The sequence below is a fragment of the Enterococcus sp. DIV1224 genome (assembly GCF_050555455.1).
Classification (GTDB): Bacteria; Bacillota; Bacilli; order Lactobacillales; family Enterococcaceae; genus Enterococcus_B; species Enterococcus_B lactis.
Genome location: NZ_CP187859.1, coordinates 527,443 through 544,626, shown reverse-complemented (window position 1 = coordinate 544,626; position 17,184 = coordinate 527,443). Strand labels below are relative to the sequence as shown.

Genomic DNA, 17,184 nt, shown 5'->3' with positions numbered 1-17,184 from the left:
GTCCTTGCAGTGTTTTTGTTTAGGCCTGTTTTTTCAAGAACTCAGATAAGAGGGATAATCCCTTTTCCAAGGTTTCTTTTTTACAACAGTAACCTAGTCGGGCATGCTTCGGCAAATCAAAGGCACTTCCTGGTACTAATAGTACTCCTGTTTCTTCTAATAAATTGATACAAAATGTCTGGTCATCTTCTTCGATGGCTAATTTGATGAAAGAAGTAGAGACGTAATTGGGAGCGACAAGTTCAACTTTCGGTTCATTTGCTACCCATTGTTTTAAAATCGCAAGGTTCTCTGTAATGATCTTTTTGTTTCGCTCCAAGATTTTTTCTTTGTTCTTCAATGAATGTACAGCAAGATCATCTGACAGGACTCCGCCGCAAATCATCGTGTAGTCTCGATATTTTCGAAAAACCTCTGCCAACTCAGGTCCAGTAGCTGTCCAGCCAATACGGATACCTGGAATGGAGTAGGTTTTGGATAGGGAATTGGTTGCTATACCTTTCTCATAGACATCTACGATCGACAAGAATTCACCATTATCTGTTAAAGGCGCATATACTTCATCTATCAATACATATGCATCTACTGTACGAGCAATTTCTGCGATTTTTTCTAAAATTTTCCGATCTAGCAATGTGCCTGTAGGATTGTTTGCACTATTCAAACAGATGATCTTTGTTTCAGGTTTGACTAAGTCTTCCAGCTGTTCTAAATCAAACTGCCAATCTTCTTCTTCCTTCAAATGAACAAAGTCAACAGTGGCACCTAAAGATTTGGGGATGTCATATAATTGCTGATAAGTGGGAAGCATCGAAACAACATGGTCTCCTGCTTCCACTAACGCGTATAGAGCTAAAAGATTAGCACCAGTCGCTCCGTTCGTTTGTAAGATGTTTTCTGGATCGACGGTTTGATAAAGAGAAGCGACTTCTTCTTTGAACGCATCTGATCCTTCGATCCAGCCATAGTCCAATGGTTCATTTTTGCGGTTTTCGAAAAATTCACTTACGCTAGTCCCGTCTAAGCCAACGAGTTCGTCTAATGTCAATGCTTCGATCGAACTTTGTGCAATATCATATACCGCTTTCTTCTCCCATTTATTTAGCCATTCTTCTACACCGAAATTTGCGATTTCCATGTTTCTTTCCCCCTTATATCTTGATCCAGCCTACAGCAAGCAACCCGATTGAAAGCAGTGCGGCCACACAAATCAGCCCAATCATTACTTTTTCTTTTCCCGTGATTTGATGGTTGGTTTCCCGACAAGCGATCCAGTAGAAGCAAAAACCAGGAAGATAAGCAATACTACATAAAAGGACATAAGAAAATCCTGCTAAAATGATTCCCATCAATTCAAAAACTACAGCAATCCCACCGATCACTACTTGTTTTTTGATTCCTTCTTTTAAAGAAAACTGGACTTGATAGATCCCGACAAGCAGATAACAAATCAAGATTGCCGCTGTACATAAAGAATAGGCAAATTGATAGGCATAATCAGTAACTAAGAAAGTCAATAAGAATAGATTAGTCAAGATGGCAGTAACAACTAACGAATAAGTTGGGGCATTTTTTTTATTCGTTTTTCCCCAAGCTTTCGGCAACAGACCGTCTCGAGCCATCAACATCGTTGTTTCTGCTGGGAGCATCGTCCAAGACAGCCAAGAACCGATGATCGAAATGATCAAGCCGATATTGATCAGTGCCGCTCCCCAATTTCCCACGATTCCTTTTAAAATATTTGCCATAGCAGGTTGTGAAATAGTTGCTAACTCTTCTTGAGATAAGACACCGTATGGCAAGATCGAAGCAAGGATATAGATAAACAATAAACAAAGCAGCCCAATGATTGAGGCTTGCTGGGCTTCTGAACGTTTCTTCGCGCGGTTAGCTAAAACACTTGCACCTTCGATCCCTACAAAGACCCACATCATGACCATCAAACAACCTTTGATCTGCAACCAGATCGTTCCTTGCTGTCCTGATCCATTCACTAGATTAACAGATACGTTGCCCCAAAAATCAGTAGTGAATATATTCACTTTAAATGCGATAAATACAAATATTAAAAATAGGAATAATGGCACTAATTTACAGATCGTCACGATCGTATTGATCACGCTCGCTCCTTCAATCCCATTGTTTACTAATAAAGTCAGACCCCAAATAAAAAGACTTGCAAATAAAATAGAAGGAACATTTTGTCCCCCTTTGAATATCGGAAAAAATTCTCCCATGGCACTCATTAGCATCGTCGCAAAAGCAACATTTCCTAGCCACGCAGACAACCAATAGCCCCAGCCACTAATGAAGCCACCTAACTTCCCAAATGAAGCTTCTGCATACCCAAAAATCCCGCCATCCAGATCTGGGCGTTTTTCTCCTAAATGATTCAGCGATAATACCAAAGCTAAAATACCAATCCCGACGATTATCCATGAAAGGATTGCTGGCCCAGGGGCGGCAGAACTAGCCAGATCACTCGTGATTCCAAACACACCGCTTCCGATTGACGAACTGACAACGAGAGCAACCAGTCCCCACTTACTAATACCTGTCGATTTCTTTTCCATTTCCATCACCTTCACTTATAAAATTGAACAAACCACCTGCAAAATATTTCCTTTATTTTGCAACTGCTCTTGCTTACCAAAAAGCAACTTTATTCATATTATCGGATATTATGGACTGTTTCCGCTGAAATTACAAGTACAAAATGAATAAAAATTAATTTTATTGCAAAAAACAGCTATGCTGTCCAAAAGAAAAGGTGTTTCTTTTGTTAGTCATAGCTGTTTTGATTCATTTCATATTGCTTAAACGTATTGTAAAACTTTTGTTTCTTGGTATGCATGGTCGATCAAACCGCCACCTAGACATTCCATTCCGTCATAAAATACAACTGCTTGTCCAGGAGTGATGGCACGTACAGGTTCGTCGAATACGACTTCTGCACGGTTATCATCCAATAAGCGAACTGTCACAGGAACATCTTGTTGACGGTAGCGGAATTTCGCTGTGCACTTGAATTCTTTTGGCATTGGTTCATTCGTCGTAAAGTGGATTTCACTTGCATCCAAGCTTGTGGCGTACAGTGCAGGATGGTGGAACCCTTGACCCACGTATAATGTGTTCGTCGCTAAATCTTTCCCTACGACAAACCAAGGTTCTTGCGAATCTCCTCCGCCACCGATTCCTAGGCCTTGACGTTGACCGATCGTATAGTACATCAAGCCAGCATGTTGCCCTTTAACTTCACCGTCAAGAGTGACCATATTGCCTTTTTTCGCTGGTAGGTAGTTGCTCAAAAATTGTTTGAAGTTCTTTTCACCAATAAAGCAGATTCCTGTTGAATCTTTTTTCTTAGCAGTCGCAAGGCCTGCGCGTTCAGCAATTGCCCGCACTTCTGATTTTTCCATACCGCCTAGAGGGAACATCGTTTTTGAAAGCTGTTCTTGTGATAATTGACTAAGGAAGTAAGTTTGATCTTTATTGTTGTCTACTCCGCGAAGCATATGGACCACACCGTTTTCATCGCGAGTGACTTGCGCATAATGTCCCGTAGCTACATAATCAGCACCAAGATCCATTGCATAGTCCAAGAATGCTTTGAATTTGATTTCTTTGTTACACATCACATCTGGGTTAGGTGTACGTCCTGCGCGGTATTCGGCTAGGAAATATTCAAATACACGGTCCCAATATTCTTTTTCGAAATTCACAGAATAATAAGGAATCCCGATTTGAGCAGCTACTTTCGCTACATCCTTATAATCTTCCGTGGCCGTACATACGCCGTTTTCGTCCGTATCATCCCAATTTTTCATGAAGATTCCGATCACGTCATATCCTTGTTCCTTTAATAAAAGTGCTGTTACAGATGAGTCGACACCGCCGCTCATCCCTACGACAACGCGTGTTTGGCTGTTGTCTGTCATGATATCACCATCATTTCAATTAGATTCTGAAACATCTACGAGTTGAAGGTCGCAACTTTTCAGTATTTTACATTATACGTCATATTTCTGAAAATTTCATCCCTTAATTATCAGCGTTCGAATACATAACCTATCATAGGGAAAAAACAGCGCTATCTTCATACTCCAGTGATTCTCATGATCAAAAGAGGAACGGCAGTTTCGATTCATAAGAAAAACAAAAGAACAATATTGTAATAAGTAGCAAATAAGTAATTCATCCCTAATAGCAGCCACTTCATTCGATTATCTTCAAGTTTTGTAGAGAAATAGAGACCAATCAAGCCGGAAATCATCATGAAAAGCAACAAAGGGATAACAAGCCAAGATTTAATAGTATTTGAATGGAAAGCCAACAAGTAATGGATCCCAATAAGCGAACTGATCGATATCAGCATCGGTAGACCTAGACCGAACAGGTAGAATGTTTTTTTCTTTTTTTGATAGTCTAATGTTACGACTGCTCCAAAATACAACACACATACTAACAACAACTCCCACCTAGGTAAACTTATCCACCCGATGATCCACCCAATGATGTAAATAAGCCCTACTCCGCAAGTCAAAAGAAAATGGAGAGCAATCACTAGCCATTTTACTTTTATGGAATCCATTCTTCTTGTAAAAGCTAGACTGATACCACTTAAAATCCAGCATGAATACTGGACAATTAGAAACCCTGTCACTTCATGACGAATATATAGATGACTGCTGAGCAAAATCATACAGAAGACTAACAGAACCACCGATACCCGCTTACTTTTCTTACTTTCTATTGATAACATTCAACTCGCTCCTTTTTAATTGTTTGCTTCGTTGCTGACTTCAAAAAGTTTGAAACAAAATAAATAGAAATTGGAGAACATTAAAATATGTAGCAAATAGATAATTGATAACTAACAACAGCCATTTTAACTTCGCAGATTTGATCTTTGTCGAAAAATAAAGACCTGCTAAGCCGGGGAAAAGCATTAGAATCATTAATACTACACCATGGGACCATCCATAATATAAATGACCCACAATCAGAAACCATACCGACACTAACATAGATACACATAAACCGATTAAATTGACATTTAGTTTCATTTATTTTCCCTCATTTTCGTTTTTTATTGAAACAACAAACTAAAACAGAACAGTTTATCTAGCAAAAATCAGCCAACCATAAATACCAATCAAATCAAGCAGGATGACTAGCATTTTTAATATTTGAGAATTGATTTTTGTCGAAAAAACCAAACTCAAACCGCCAGTACTCCAACAACAAAATGTTATGAACACTAAGAACTGAAAATTATTTTCTATAGAAGGATGAAAATAAAAACTAGCTGAAATGAAACAAATTGACAACAAAATTATTGAAATGATCGTACACGTCTTACTTTTTAGTGGTAACATTTACACATCTCCTTTCTAATTGATTGATACTTGTCTATCTTCAAAAAAACTCCAAACAAAAAATCTCACAATTTGTTATTTAAAAATAAACAAATAAAAAATATAATAACGCAGTAAAATAAATAGATATACAAATCAACACGCCTATTCAATACTCATCCCTACCAAGAAATTGTATCTTCTGTAGACTATCTAACCCCAAATAAAATATAACACCTTTGATTTCATTCGTAAAAAACCTAAGTTAAACGCTAATTATTCCATTAAAGATAACAGTTCTCAATTATTGATATAGCTGATTTTACTCTTTGGTGTTATGTGCAATATACGCCTATATTAAATAACTGATATATTTTATTTTTAAGCTATCATCACGCCGATTCATATGTTATTATTCTAGCATAAAACAAGGAGGGATTACATTGAAATCAAAAATTAAATTGTTTCTGACTACCTGTTTACTCGCCGTCGCATTTGCCATCCCAATCACTACTGTACATGCTGATACAGATACCCAGCAGATATTGGAGGAGTATTATGAAGAATTCAAAAATGAATACGCTTCCTTCTATCAGGCATTTGAAGAGTTCACCTCGAATTATTACAACCAACCATTCAATTCCGCGATTTCCGAAGAAGACCACTTGCGTGATTACCTAAACACCGTCAATGAGCACTATATTCGTAAAGAAGCCGAACAATTATCCAAAGACCCGCCTCTCTGGTCATTCAATATCGGAAATGCTTTGGAGAATATCACTTTTGAAAAAGTACCGACTTATCATAAATATGATCTGATGAATATCGTTCAACCAGGAGATATCATTTTCGAACGGAAAAGGGCTGGAATCACTCCAGTATTTCTTCATCATGTGATGATCGTAGAAGGTATCTATGAAGAAACTCATCTCATCAATGGAAAACCAGAGACCTTCACATATATCCGAACTATCGAAGCAACTGATTATAGTCCTATACTTGAGACAAAAGCTGGAGGCGTTGTTTACGGTGTCTTGGATGATGAGCGTTTCGATTATACTCAATCAACTATCTTAAGAGTTCCAGAAGCGACAGCGACACAAAGAAAAGCAGCTATCTCATTTATGCATGGGCAATTAGGAAAGGGATATAAAGTAAGAGATTTATTCGTAGAACCTGATCGGACTTCAGCTAGAATAGATTGGTATTGCTCTCTTCTTGTGTGGGCAGCTTATATGAACGCAACACCTGATGGTAGAATCGATGAATTAACTGATAAAAACGATCCTGATTTCCTAGGAATTAATTTAGAGGTAGAAAATTGGCTTACTGAACCAGGAATCACACCTAATGATATTTTTCGTTCTCAAAAAGTCGACAAAATCAATCCCTTTTTTGCAAACTACAAAGACTATCTGGAGAATATTCAATGGTCAAACGCTGGGACAATCATCAACGACGAAGATTTCATTTTTAGCCGCGGTTCCAACTCATACACCTTAAGGAATGATTATCATTTCATCGCCATGTACAAAAATAACGGGAGACCTTATGCAAGTACACGTCTTACTTTCGGGCGCAATCATTCTGGAACAATCATCGTAGAATTCGATATGTTCACCCGTTTTCTTTTAACAGACGAAGCAAGAGCCAAATTTTCTGACAGGAATATCCCGCTTATTCCAGAGACGATTGAAGATCATGATGTTCCGAACCATGTGCTGAACTGGATCAATACCTATACCCAATGTTCGTTGGAGATCGTTTATTCTAACAATATCTCTACTGACAACAATCACTTAAGATATAATCCTTCTTTTACAAAAATCACGAAGAAAAAACATCCAGTCAATCCTTATCAGATCAACCAAGTCGTCCATACACCGCCTGCCTTCACTCAGCAAAGATTTGACTATACAGAGAACCTCAGTATCTATGACAAATATGAAATGACGCGACCGAATCCTTTCAATGCAGATGTTTCTTATAATCGAGCTACACCAAGCTGGTATTATTTTTACAATAATTATCATGCGTTGATAAAATTAGAGAATGGTACCTATCGCCACGCCTCTTATCTAAGGATCCATGGTTCATTCACAACTGCTGCTTCTGTCAGGAATGGTTATGGCTTCAATCATGATTTCACGATGACGGACGAAGCAAAAGCGATTTATGGGAATTATTTCTATCATATCGGCGTGAATCAGTCAGTGGATTATGCGATTGACTGGCTAAACCGATACACAAAAGAAAACACCCTGATCGTCTATTCCAATAATATAGATAATGATGTTAGGAAATTGAATGATGGTACTGCCACGGTCAGAAAAGCAGTTAATGATCAAGGGAAATTCGTGTACTGTATTTTGTAGTTCCTCCTTACAACATATGACTGTATTACTAAAAAATAGGATAAAAAGTCGCGCCAAAAAGGGACGACTTTTTATCCTATTTTTGAAAATCAGGTACTTCAATTCTTTTATAACATGCAGCGAACTGCTTTTCCATTTTGTTCCTTGTGACACAGAATTGGGCAGCAGGCTCAAAAGCTTGCATTTGTGGGGACAAGTCCTGCCAAATCAAAAACACGAGAAGCTGTTTTTGGTTGCCTGTTCTTATCACTTGATGCAAGTCAGCTTTTTCACGACCTCTTTGCTTCATATATTTCTTTGATTTGCTGTTCGGATAATGGCGTACCGAATGGCAGTTTTTCTTTTAGAAGGTCTCTTTCTGGTGCGTCTACGCCTACATTGACGACGTTTTCGATGGGTACACTATAATGATGGATATGCCCGTGAAGGTTTCGAATGGTGTCGTTAGGTCCGAGTAACATTGGATAATGCGTCAAGTAATATTGCTGATGGTCGAACTTCACGATAGCACCTACGTCATAAAAATAAAATTTGGGACTGCCATCAGAAAGTCCAGGATCGTTTTTTTCTAAATAACGGAAGAACGCACGACTGTCATGATTCCCTTTGATCAAGTGGATCGTTCCTTGCAGTTGACTGACTAATTCTAAAATTTCTGCATTTGCTTTTTCATATTGCGGATGCATGGCAAGATCACCTAGATGATAGACGTGATCCGTTTCTTTTACTACTGCATTCCAGCTAGTGATCAACTGTTGGTTCATCTCATCTACATTTGCAAAGAGTCGCGGAGCAAAGTCATTTTCTCCTAGTAAACGCTCATGAAAAAAGTGCATATCACTCGTAAAATAATTCATGTTTCTCCTGCCTCCCTTTTCCTTAGAGTAAACAAAATTGCTGATCGGAGCAACTCATAACATCTAAAAAAGCTGTGAAAAAACCACTTGATTTCAAGTAGGAAGAAAATTTTTATCACCGCTCCTTTTCTATTCGTTTTCTTGTTCACGGTGTTCTTTCACCAGTTTTTTCTGTAATTCTTTATCATAATTTCGAGCAACGGGTGTCAAAAATAAAACGATCCCGCATAAAAGCGTACCAATTCCCGCAATCAGAAACATCTTTTCTACACCAATCTTATCTGTCAAGGGGCCCGCAAATATTAAGCCAATCGGCCCTGGCAAAGTCATTAATGAGTTGAATACACCTAAGACTCGTCCTAAAACGTTCGGTTCATAACTCTGTTGGATGATCGCCATCAGTAAGGTATTGAAATAAGGTGTGGCAAAACCTGCCCCGGCATTCAGTAAAAGAAAATAAAAGAATCCCTGTGTTGTCCCCGGCAACAATCCACTAGCACCAATCGTGGTACCTACGACTACATAAGCCATGAAAATCGGCTTCATCCGGTCTTTCCATTTTCCAAAAAAGCCAATCACCGCCCCACCTGCAAGCATCCCTACTGAATAGACTACTTCGACAAGACCCGCCTGTCCTACATTTTGACCAAAATAGCCCATCGTCATCAACGGATACAGACTGGCAGCCGGCATAAACAATAACGTGAACACAGCACCGTTGAGCATGATATGCCAAAGACCTTTATTCTCGTACAATTTTTTCACACCAAATTTTGTATCTGTCAACAAATGAATGGTTTCGCCTTGCGAAATAACCTTAGGGATCGTCACAAAAACAAGTAATCCCACACCAAATACCGCGCCTAGCACATCAAGCAAAATCAGCCAGTTGATAGGTATCACTGTAAATAAAAACGCACCTATTGCAGGCGCAATGATAAAATTCGCTGACTGGACCATGCCTAGCTGTCCATTGATACGTGTCAGCTCTTCTTCTGGGACCATCGTAGGAAGGATCGATTGGATCGTCGGCATCTGGAAAGTTTGAGCAATTGCACGAATGAACAACGATACAAACACTAACCACAACGGAAATGTGTCAGAAATCGTGCCGACTACTACCAAGACCATCGCAAATAATGCGACAATGATATCTGTCAAAATCAACAATCGCTTTTTGTCCCAACGATCCACCAACGGACCAGCAAACGGACTCAGCAAAACCATCGGGATCATACCTAATAACGTAGCAAAGCTCAAGATCGTTGCTGAACCTGTCTCTTTCGTCAGATACCAAATGATTGCATATTGCACGATCATACTCGTGATTCCAGATAAAAATTGACCTGTCAAAAACAAGTTGATATTTTTACGCCAATGTAAAACCGGCTCCTTTTCTTCTCCCATATCCTTTCCCCACTTCCTCTAAGACTTATCGTCCTTACGTAGCTAGAATTATACTTGATTATTTCCTTGAAACCTAGCTGTTTGTTCAAATACCATCGTTATATATTTTCAGTTTTGTTAAAAAAGTAAAATTAGCAGAAAAAAATCAGCAAGCATGCTAAACTAAGAAAAAACTAGGAGGGCATCAGTCATGAAAATCAACTTTCAGACCACTCTTACCCCTGAAGAAATCAAAATCGTACTTGAACAGGCACAGGGTACAATCTGGATCAGCCGCAAGCTGCCTAAGCTTCCAGAAAATGCTTTTTATCTCTTTTATCATCAAAAGGTGTGTACAGCAATTGGGAAAACAGTCCAACCAGAAACAATCGATACCGTCATCATGATCCAGCTTCCTTGGGATATAGAAGCCGATTATATGATCTACATGCTCACCGAACAAGCAGAAAAAGCTGGTCTTACAATAGCCAAAGAATCGTTTCCTTCGATTCCTGAAACGGCTAGAAAGAAAATGGCAGAACACCAAGAGAAGATTGCTGCTATACTAAGTACATTTGGTTATCCAATCGATTCTTCCGTGCCATCTGCCGCTGAAGATACGAAGAAAAAACCAGCAAAAGCTCGTCATCGCTGGTCAAAAGAAGTCAGCGAGATTCCTTTTACCGTCGATTTCAGGGGAAGTCAAGCAACGCTTTACTGGATCAAACGAAATGAATTGCTGATCAAAGCAGGCGCGACGCTCGTCAAAGATCCTCCTTTAAATAAAGACGGCTCATTAGGTTATGCTGCAAAATATGGGCAAAAGCTACGAGATGATTATAAAGACAAGATTTCAGGCACAACCACGATCGAAGATATCATCGTAAAAAGTGTGAATGAGGCAAGCTTGCTGTTGTACTTTGCCGGAACAAATAGTTGGTTGGAAATAGTGGATGAACATGGAAAATCAATTGATGAGTGGACGAGAGTCTGATTTACAGCAGAAAAAATAAAAAAGACAACTATTTTGTGTCGTCCTTTCAAAGTTAGAGATCTAACGATTAGGCCGTTTCAAAACTAGTTGTCTTTTTATATCCACAGGTTATTCGACTTTTTCGAATAATCCTCGGCTGATCATCCCATCCATCAAAAAATAGAATTTATCTTGACTCATTTTCTGTTTCGGATCTTTGAAAATATTGACTGCTTTCAGTCCGTTTGCTGTAGTAATCGACATTTTCAATGTTTGGATATCTTTTGATACAGTGATTTTCAGTTTGAAGCCTTCTTTGCTTTGCGGCGTTGCATCTAATGGTCGGATCAATTGATAATTGCCTCCGTTTGTTTCTGTAAACCCATTATCGCGCAATGTATATCTTTTTGCATCAGGATGCAAACGATAGCTGATCGGTGCGCCAAGTACAGTTGCTGTTGTTTCAAATGCCATGATTTTCACCTCGATAAAATTAGTTTCTCTTTATTATAAAAGTTTATCCTGATTTTTACTAGGTTTTTCAGTTAAGTTCCCTAAAAAATGAAGGCGTTCTCTCAGACATCTGTCCACATCAGAATGACTTTATTAGTTATTTTTTGACAGCACGAACTAATTGATCAAGGAAATAATGGATGTCTTCTTCAGTATTTCCCAATCCAAAGCTGATACGAATGGATTCTTTTAGTATCGGCGTATCTTCTCCATACATCGCTTCTAATACGTGAGAAGGTTCGATGTTCCCTGCTGTACAAGCCGAACCAGTAGAAATAGCGATTCCGTTCAGATCAAGCTTCATCAGTAGCAAATCATTTGCTTCGCCAATCAAGCGAAGATTCAACACATGAGGGAGTTTATTCGTTAAATCACCATTTACTTGATAAGGGATGTCGTTTGCTTCTAATGTATCAAGAATCAATTGTTGGAATCCTTGATATTTGTTGTTACGTGCTTCACGTTCTTCAGGTGACAGCAGTTCAACTGCTTTTGCCATTCCCCAGATTCCTGCCAAGTTTTCTGTACCTGCACGCCGCTTTTCTTCCTGCTCGCCACCTAAAAGCAAGGCAGGGATATTTACTCCGTCTCGTTTATATAAGAAACCGACGCCTTTTGGTCCATTGATTTTATGAGCAGAGATACTTAATAAATCGATTCCTAATTCTTCTGGATGGATCGTTTGGTTTCCATAAGCTTGTACCGCATCTGTATGGAAATAAGCTGGATGATCTGCTAAAAGTTCACCGATTTCTTTGATTGGCATCAAATTTCCGATTTCATTGTTTCCGTACATCACAGAGACCAAGATCGTATCTTCTCGTAACGCTTTTTTGACCTCTTCGATCGACAGATTCCCTTTTTCATCTACAGGCAGATATGTAACGTCAAACCCCTTTGTCTCTAAATATTTCATGGTATTAAGAACAGCAGGATGTTCGATAGCTGTAGTGATTAGATGTCTGCCTTCTTTTTGACGCGAGAACGCTGTTTCTAAGATAGCTGTATTATCCCCTTCTGTTCCCCCACTATTAAAGATGATCTCATGAGGTTTTGCTTGCAGACTATCTGCAATGATTTGTCTTGCTGTTTCCAATTTTTCATGCGCGTGGCGGCCAAACCCATGTATGCTTGAAGGATTACCAAAGGTTTCTTGCATGATCGCCGTCATCGCTTCAATTACTTGCGGATGCATGGGGGTAGTTGCCGCATGATCCAAATAAATAGTTTTCACTTCATTCATCCCTTCCAATTTATCGCTAGGCACATTCTAGCATAAAACAGCGAACATACCAAAGAAGAGATTACTTTTACCTAAAAGGCACTTAGTGTAGCGAAAAAGAGATTGTGAAAAAGCTGTCCTGCATCAAGTAATAAGAACAGCCAAACAAAAATAGCTTCTCATATTTTTCGTTTGGTTGGACTTATTACCGCAGATGCAAGCTTTTGAACACCGTTTACCAAGAGGTCGTGCGCCTGCCGTTTAACTTTGAGTCACAAGGAGCAATTTCAAAAAACAGCTTCTCATGTTTGTTGAATATTGTGACTTGTGACCGAGGAGTTGGCAGGAGAACACCGTTTATTCGGAAAAAGGGACTGTGACACAACTTTTGTCACAGTCCCTCTTCTCATTGCTAATTGATCTTCTCGTTTTTTGTCTTTTTTCTTATTCGAATTCTTTTTCTTCCAGACGGAATAACGGACTCATCGGTGTATTTTCATGGATGCGTTTGACCGCTTCACCCATTAATTCTGAGCATGTAACGATCGTTAAGTTTTCCGGATGACGATTTTCTTCTGTGAAAACAGAATCAGTGATACAAATATCTTTGATTGGTGCATTGTCTAAAATGCTTTTCGCATGATCGGACAATAACCCATGTGACGCACAGGCATATACTTCTTTTGCGCCGTTTTCTTTTAATACATTTGCTGCTCGTGCAAGCGTTGCTCCGGTGTTCAAGATATCATCTACCATGATACATGTCTTTCCTTGAACATCACCAATCACATAACCACCCTCCGTTGAAGCATCATCTGCATGGTCTACGATGGCTAATGTACTGTTCAAATATTCTGAAAGACTACGTGCACGCTGAACGCCGCTGTTTTTTGGCGACACAACTACGATGTCATCTCCCGTCAGACCTAATTGACGGTAATAATGAGCAAACAATGGCATCGTAAATAAATTATCTACAGGAATATCAAAGAATCCTTGTACTTGAACCGTGTGCAAATCTAAAGTCAGTACTCGAGTTGCTCCTGCTTCTTCGATTAAGTTAGCAATCAATTTCGCAGTGATCGGTTCATGAGGTTTCGCCGTGCGGTCTTGTCTAGCATACCCATAGTAAGGCAATACGACATTGATCGTTTTCGCACTTGCTCGCTTCATTGCATCAATCATAATCAGCAGTTCCATGTAGTAGTCATTGACAGGTGCATTCGTTGATTGAACGATGTACACATGATCCCCACGGATACTTTCTTCAATATTGATGGAAATCTCCCCATCACTAAATTGCTTCACGACGCTTTTACCTAATTCTGTTCCAAACACTTTCGCGATTTTTTCAGCTAATGGACGATTCCCATTCAAACTAAAAATCTTCAACGTGTCATCCTGATACTTATTACTCATGTAGTCCTCCCCAAAACTTCTCTATTCTTCGATAGTTTAACATATTTTCCCAAGATTTTCTGTTAATTTCAGCAAATTCTTAAGGAAGTGAAACTGTTCCGTTACTCCAACTGGCAGGAATAACTTTATGATAGTCCCCCCAGTTGTCGTGTACTTTGTAATAACGTTCTCCTGTTTCAGTTTCAAAATAAGCATACGCCGTCACCCAATGATTGCCGTAAGTACTACCAAGTACTTTCAAGATTCCAATCATCACAGGCTTGCCTTCACGTATACGTTTTGTGGCTCGCTGCCATGAACCTAGAAGAGTTGCTCGTGCACGCTCGTGATTGCCATTCTTCTTTAAAAAACTAGAAATCCCTGTACTGACTTGAAAAGGAATCGTAGGAAGGCCTAGTGGTTGGATTTGGCTACGCAACGCCTTTGTCAATGCCATCAAGTTAGACGTGTTTTTCTTGCGGATCTCTAGGGGAAGCATCCACTCTTCACGATAGTCTTGATAGTAGGCAAGTAAAACCGCCGCCGCATAAGTCCCGCAAAGATAACCTGAAGGAGTAGCCCATTTCTTATACCTTAAAAAACGTTCTTCTGGCAATCCCACCCAACAATTTGTGAGTTCTTTTCCTGACCTTTTTTCTTCGATCAAAACAGGCACCTCTTCTTTTCTGTGGATCCATTGAGAGAACTCGATTGGTGCTTCATTGATCAGTCTCCATTGGCTACGAGAAATACCCTCTTGATAGGTATATTCTGCTGGAGAGTATTCTATCGGATGTCCTGATTGATCGATGATCACATAACTTTGATCTTCAAAAATCAGTGCTAAAAAAAGCCGTTCGCTTTTTTTTGATTGTAGTTGCTGGGTGCTGGCTAATTTTTTGATTTTTTTATCTATTTTAAAATAGAAAGGTTTATCCACTACTTGTTTCAGTTGGGATCGCCTCCTTTTTTTCATTATAAGTGAACGATTGAAAAAAACAAATCAGTTTGATTGTCCGAATTTTCAAATTTTTTTATGTTCTATTTGTTAATTCCTTCATTTTGTAAGATAATGGGCACACGAAACAAAAAAGGAGCGATCGATGAATGAACAAAGAACGATTGAAACAAGATTTCTATGAAGCAGTCAATGAAGAATGGCAAAAAACAGCAAAAATCCCTGCAGATAAACCAGCTACAGGCGGTTTCCAAGACTTAGTTGACGGGATCGACCAACTTTTGATGGGAGAAACAGACGATCTGCTTGCCCATCCAGAAAAAGTATCTTCAGAAAAAATGAAACATTTCCTTGCTTATTATCAACTGGCAAACGATTATGACCGAAGAAATGAGTTGCATGCTCAACCACTTCAGCCTGTAATCGAGAAAGTTGAATCATTGCAGTCTTTCGACGAATTGAATGAGCAATTCCCGGAATGGTTGTTGGATACACTACCATTGCCATTTAATCTAGATGTAGATGCTGATATGAAGAATGCACAGACGAATGCTTTCTTTGCTTATCCGCCTTCTTTATTTCTTCCAGATAAGACGTATTATGCACCAGAACATCCTAACGGTGCACAACTAATGGGCGTTTTCTTTGATATGGCGGTTCAATTATTGGAGCTTGCTGGCAAAGAAAAAAGTCAGGCAGAAGCAATCACAGAACAAGCAGTGCAATTTGATAAATTGATTGCTCCTCATGTAAAAAGTGCAGAAGAAAACGCAGATTACAGCAAAATGTATAATCCGCAATCTTTTGACACATTTATTCAATACACAGATAAACTTGACTTGAAAAAACTTGTCACTGGTTTGATTGGGACAACCCCAGATAAAGTGATCGTCACTGATCCAGTGTACTTTGATCATTTGAATGACATCCTGACAGAAGCTCATTTCCCCTTATTCAAAAGCTGGATGATCATTAAAACAGTACGTTCTCTTAGTGGGTATCTATCAGAAGAATTCCGCCAAGTCAGCGGAATCTATTCTCGCGTATTGTCTGGAACAGACGAAGCAATGCCTCAGAAAAAAGCAGCGTATTATCTTGCCTCTGGTCAATTTGATCAAGTCGTTGGTGATTACTACGGGAAAAAATATTTCGGCGAAGCTGCTAAAAAAGATGTAGAGCAAATGGTGAAAAAAATGATTGCCGTTTATAAAAAACGGCTAGAAGAAAATGACTGGCTTGGGGATGCAACAAAAGAAAAAGCCGTCATAAAATTAAATAACTTAGGTATCCAAGTCGGTTACCCCGATAAGATCCCAGCACTATTCGACCAATTCAAAACAGTGCCTGCAGATCAAGGTGGTACTTTGCTTTCAAACACTCTTGCTTTCAGCAAACTCACATTAAAAGATCGTTTCAGCAAATGGAACAAACCGGTAGATCGTTCAGAATGGGAAATGAGCGCTGATACAGTCAATGCTTATTATCATCCATTCCGGAATGTGATCGTCTTTCCGGCAGCCATCCTTCAAGCGCCGTTTTACAGTCTAGAACAATCAAGCTCTGCTAATTACGGGGGAATCGGAGCTGTTATCGCTCATGAGATTTCCCATGCATTTGACAATAACGGCGCTTTGTTTGATGAATATGGCAACTTGAACAATTGGTGGACAGAAGAAGATCTTGCACAATTCCAAAACAAAGCACAAGCAATGATCGAAGAATTCGATGGTCTGCCTTTTGCTGACGGAAAAGTAAACGGAAAATTAACTGTTTCAGAAAACATTGCGGATGCAGGCGGTCTAAGCTGTGCATTGGAAGCAGCAAAAACAGAATCAGATCTTTCTATCGAAGAATTCTTTGTCAATTGGGCAACGATTTGGCGTACAAAAGCAAAAAAAGAATACCAACAACTTTTACTGCAAATCGATGTTCATGCCCCTGCTAAACTTCGAGCAAATGTGCAACCAAAAAACCTTGACGAATTCTATGAAACATTTGGTATCACGGAACAAGATGCTATGTATCTAGCGCCAGAAAAAAGAGTGCGAATCTGGTAAAAGGTTGTGAAAAAGCTGTCCTGCATCAAGTAATAAGAACAGCCAAACAAACACAGCAAGTGGGATCTCATCTATAAAAATGATAGAA

At 39.2% G+C, this 17,184-nt stretch carries 13 protein-coding genes; 3 read left to right on the top strand and 10 right to left on the bottom strand.

The genetic code is table 11. The features are described 5' to 3' along the window. Nucleotides 1–19: 19 nt before the first annotated feature. The 4 genes from IGK53_RS02520 to IGK53_RS02505 form a co-directional block, all read right to left on the bottom strand. Entirely contained in the window at nt 20–1,138 is a 1,119-nt protein-coding gene (locus IGK53_RS02520) for an aminotransferase (RefSeq protein ID WP_430604957.1), read from the bottom strand. 13 nt (nt 1,139–1,151) lie between these two features. Beyond that, entirely contained in the window at nt 1,152–2,573 is a 1,422-nt protein-coding gene (gene arcD / locus IGK53_RS02515; RefSeq protein ID WP_002329561.1) for an arginine-ornithine antiporter, read from the bottom strand. A gap of 243 nt (nt 2,574–2,816) precedes the next feature. After that, the gene (mnmA, locus tag IGK53_RS02510; RefSeq protein WP_002313365.1) at nt 2,817–3,938 is read right to left on the bottom strand and encodes a tRNA 2-thiouridine(34) synthase MnmA; all 1,122 of its coding nucleotides are present in this window, start codon (nt 3,936–3,938) and stop codon (nt 2,817–2,819) included. A gap of 206 nt (nt 3,939–4,144) precedes the next feature. Beyond that, nucleotides 4,145–4,762 (bottom strand): hypothetical protein, encoded by a 618-nt coding sequence (locus tag IGK53_RS02505; protein ID WP_002329562.1) that lies wholly within the window; start codon nt 4,760–4,762, stop codon nt 4,145–4,147. A 1,038-nt stretch (nt 4,763–5,800) separates the two neighbouring features. On the opposite strand from IGK53_RS02505, the gene IGK53_RS02500 reads away from it, so the two are divergent. After that, nucleotides 5,801–7,732, top strand: a complete 1,932-nt coding sequence (locus IGK53_RS02500) for a YiiX/YebB-like N1pC/P60 family cysteine hydrolase (protein ID WP_430604955.1) — start codon at nt 5,801–5,803, stop codon at nt 7,730–7,732. A gap of 269 nt (nt 7,733–8,001) precedes the next feature. Here the strand turns inward: IGK53_RS02500 and IGK53_RS02495 are convergent, their stop codons facing one another. Then, nucleotides 8,002–8,589, bottom strand: coding sequence for a metallophosphoesterase family protein (locus tag IGK53_RS02495; RefSeq protein ID WP_002329566.1), 588 nt, complete (start codon nt 8,587–8,589; stop codon nt 8,002–8,004). A gap of 129 nt (nt 8,590–8,718) precedes the next feature. Continuing rightward, entirely contained in the window at nt 8,719–9,996 is a 1,278-nt protein-coding gene (locus IGK53_RS02490; protein WP_002308213.1) for an MFS transporter, read from the bottom strand. A gap of 190 nt (nt 9,997–10,186) precedes the next feature. Between IGK53_RS02490 and IGK53_RS02485 the strand changes: the two genes are divergently transcribed. Further along, nucleotides 10,187–10,969, top strand: coding sequence for a hypothetical protein (locus IGK53_RS02485; protein ID WP_002329567.1), 783 nt, complete (start codon nt 10,187–10,189; stop codon nt 10,967–10,969). Nucleotides 10,970–11,077: 108 nt separating this feature from the next. Here the strand turns inward: IGK53_RS02485 and IGK53_RS02480 are convergent, their stop codons facing one another. The 4 genes from IGK53_RS02480 to IGK53_RS02465 all read right to left on the bottom strand — a co-directional run bounded on the left by IGK53_RS02480 (nt 11,078) and on the right by IGK53_RS02465 (nt 15,057). Then, the gene (locus IGK53_RS02480) at nt 11,078–11,422 is read right to left on the bottom strand and encodes a DUF1831 domain-containing protein (protein WP_002286736.1); all 345 of its coding nucleotides are present in this window, start codon (nt 11,420–11,422) and stop codon (nt 11,078–11,080) included. A gap of 136 nt (nt 11,423–11,558) precedes the next feature. Continuing rightward, complete coding sequence (locus IGK53_RS02475; protein ID WP_002344559.1) at nt 11,559–12,704, bottom strand: cysteine desulfurase family protein; 1,146 nt, start codon at nt 12,702–12,704, stop codon at nt 11,559–11,561. A 423-nt stretch (nt 12,705–13,127) separates the two neighbouring features. Beyond that, a complete protein-coding gene (locus tag IGK53_RS02470) occupies nt 13,128–14,102 on the bottom strand; it encodes a ribose-phosphate diphosphokinase (RefSeq protein ID WP_002286741.1) in 975 nt (324 codons plus the stop codon). A gap of 79 nt (nt 14,103–14,181) precedes the next feature. Next, a complete protein-coding gene (locus tag IGK53_RS02465) occupies nt 14,182–15,057 on the bottom strand; it encodes a hypothetical protein (RefSeq protein ID WP_002329569.1) in 876 nt (291 codons plus the stop codon). 131 nt (nt 15,058–15,188) lie between these two features. On the opposite strand from IGK53_RS02465, the gene IGK53_RS02460 reads away from it, so the two are divergent. Then, nucleotides 15,189–17,096 carry a M13 family metallopeptidase gene (locus tag IGK53_RS02460; protein WP_002329570.1) on the top strand — a complete coding sequence of 636 codons (1,908 nt, stop codon included), beginning with the start codon at nt 15,189–15,191 and terminating at the stop codon, nt 17,094–17,096. The last annotated feature ends 88 nt before the right edge of the window (nt 17,097–17,184 follow it).

Coding starts and splice junctions, on each gene's coding strand:
- IGK53_RS02520 (WP_430604957.1), bottom strand. CDS start 1,138: ATGGAAATCGCAAATTTCGGTGTAGAAGAATGGCTAAATAAATGGGAG.
- arcD (WP_002329561.1), bottom strand. CDS start 2,573: ATGGAAAAGAAATCGACAGGTATTAGTAAGTGGGGACTGGTTGCTCTC.
- mnmA (WP_002313365.1), bottom strand. CDS start 3,938: ATGACAGACAACAGCCAAACACGCGTTGTCGTAGGGATGAGCGGCGGT.
- IGK53_RS02505 (WP_002329562.1), bottom strand. CDS start 4,762: ATGTTATCAATAGAAAGTAAGAAAAGTAAGCGGGTATCGGTGGTTCTG.
- IGK53_RS02495 (WP_002329566.1), bottom strand. CDS start 8,589: ATGAATTATTTTACGAGTGATATGCACTTTTTTCATGAGCGTTTACTA.
- IGK53_RS02490 (WP_002308213.1), bottom strand. CDS start 9,996: ATGGGAGAAGAAAAGGAGCCGGTTTTACATTGGCGTAAAAATATCAAC.
- IGK53_RS02485 (WP_002329567.1), top strand. CDS start 10,187: ATGAAAATCAACTTTCAGACCACTCTTACCCCTGAAGAAATCAAAATC.
- IGK53_RS02480 (WP_002286736.1), bottom strand. CDS start 11,422: ATGGCATTTGAAACAACAGCAACTGTACTTGGCGCACCGATCAGCTAT.
- IGK53_RS02475 (WP_002344559.1), bottom strand. CDS start 12,704: ATGAATGAAGTGAAAACTATTTATTTGGATCATGCGGCAACTACCCCC.
- IGK53_RS02470 (WP_002286741.1), bottom strand. CDS start 14,102: ATGAGTAATAAGTATCAGGATGACACGTTGAAGATTTTTAGTTTGAAT.
- IGK53_RS02465 (WP_002329569.1), bottom strand. CDS start 15,057: ATGAAAAAAAGGAGGCGATCCCAACTGAAACAAGTAGTGGATAAACCT.
- IGK53_RS02460 (WP_002329570.1), top strand. CDS start 15,189: ATGAACAAAGAACGATTGAAACAAGATTTCTATGAAGCAGTCAATGAA.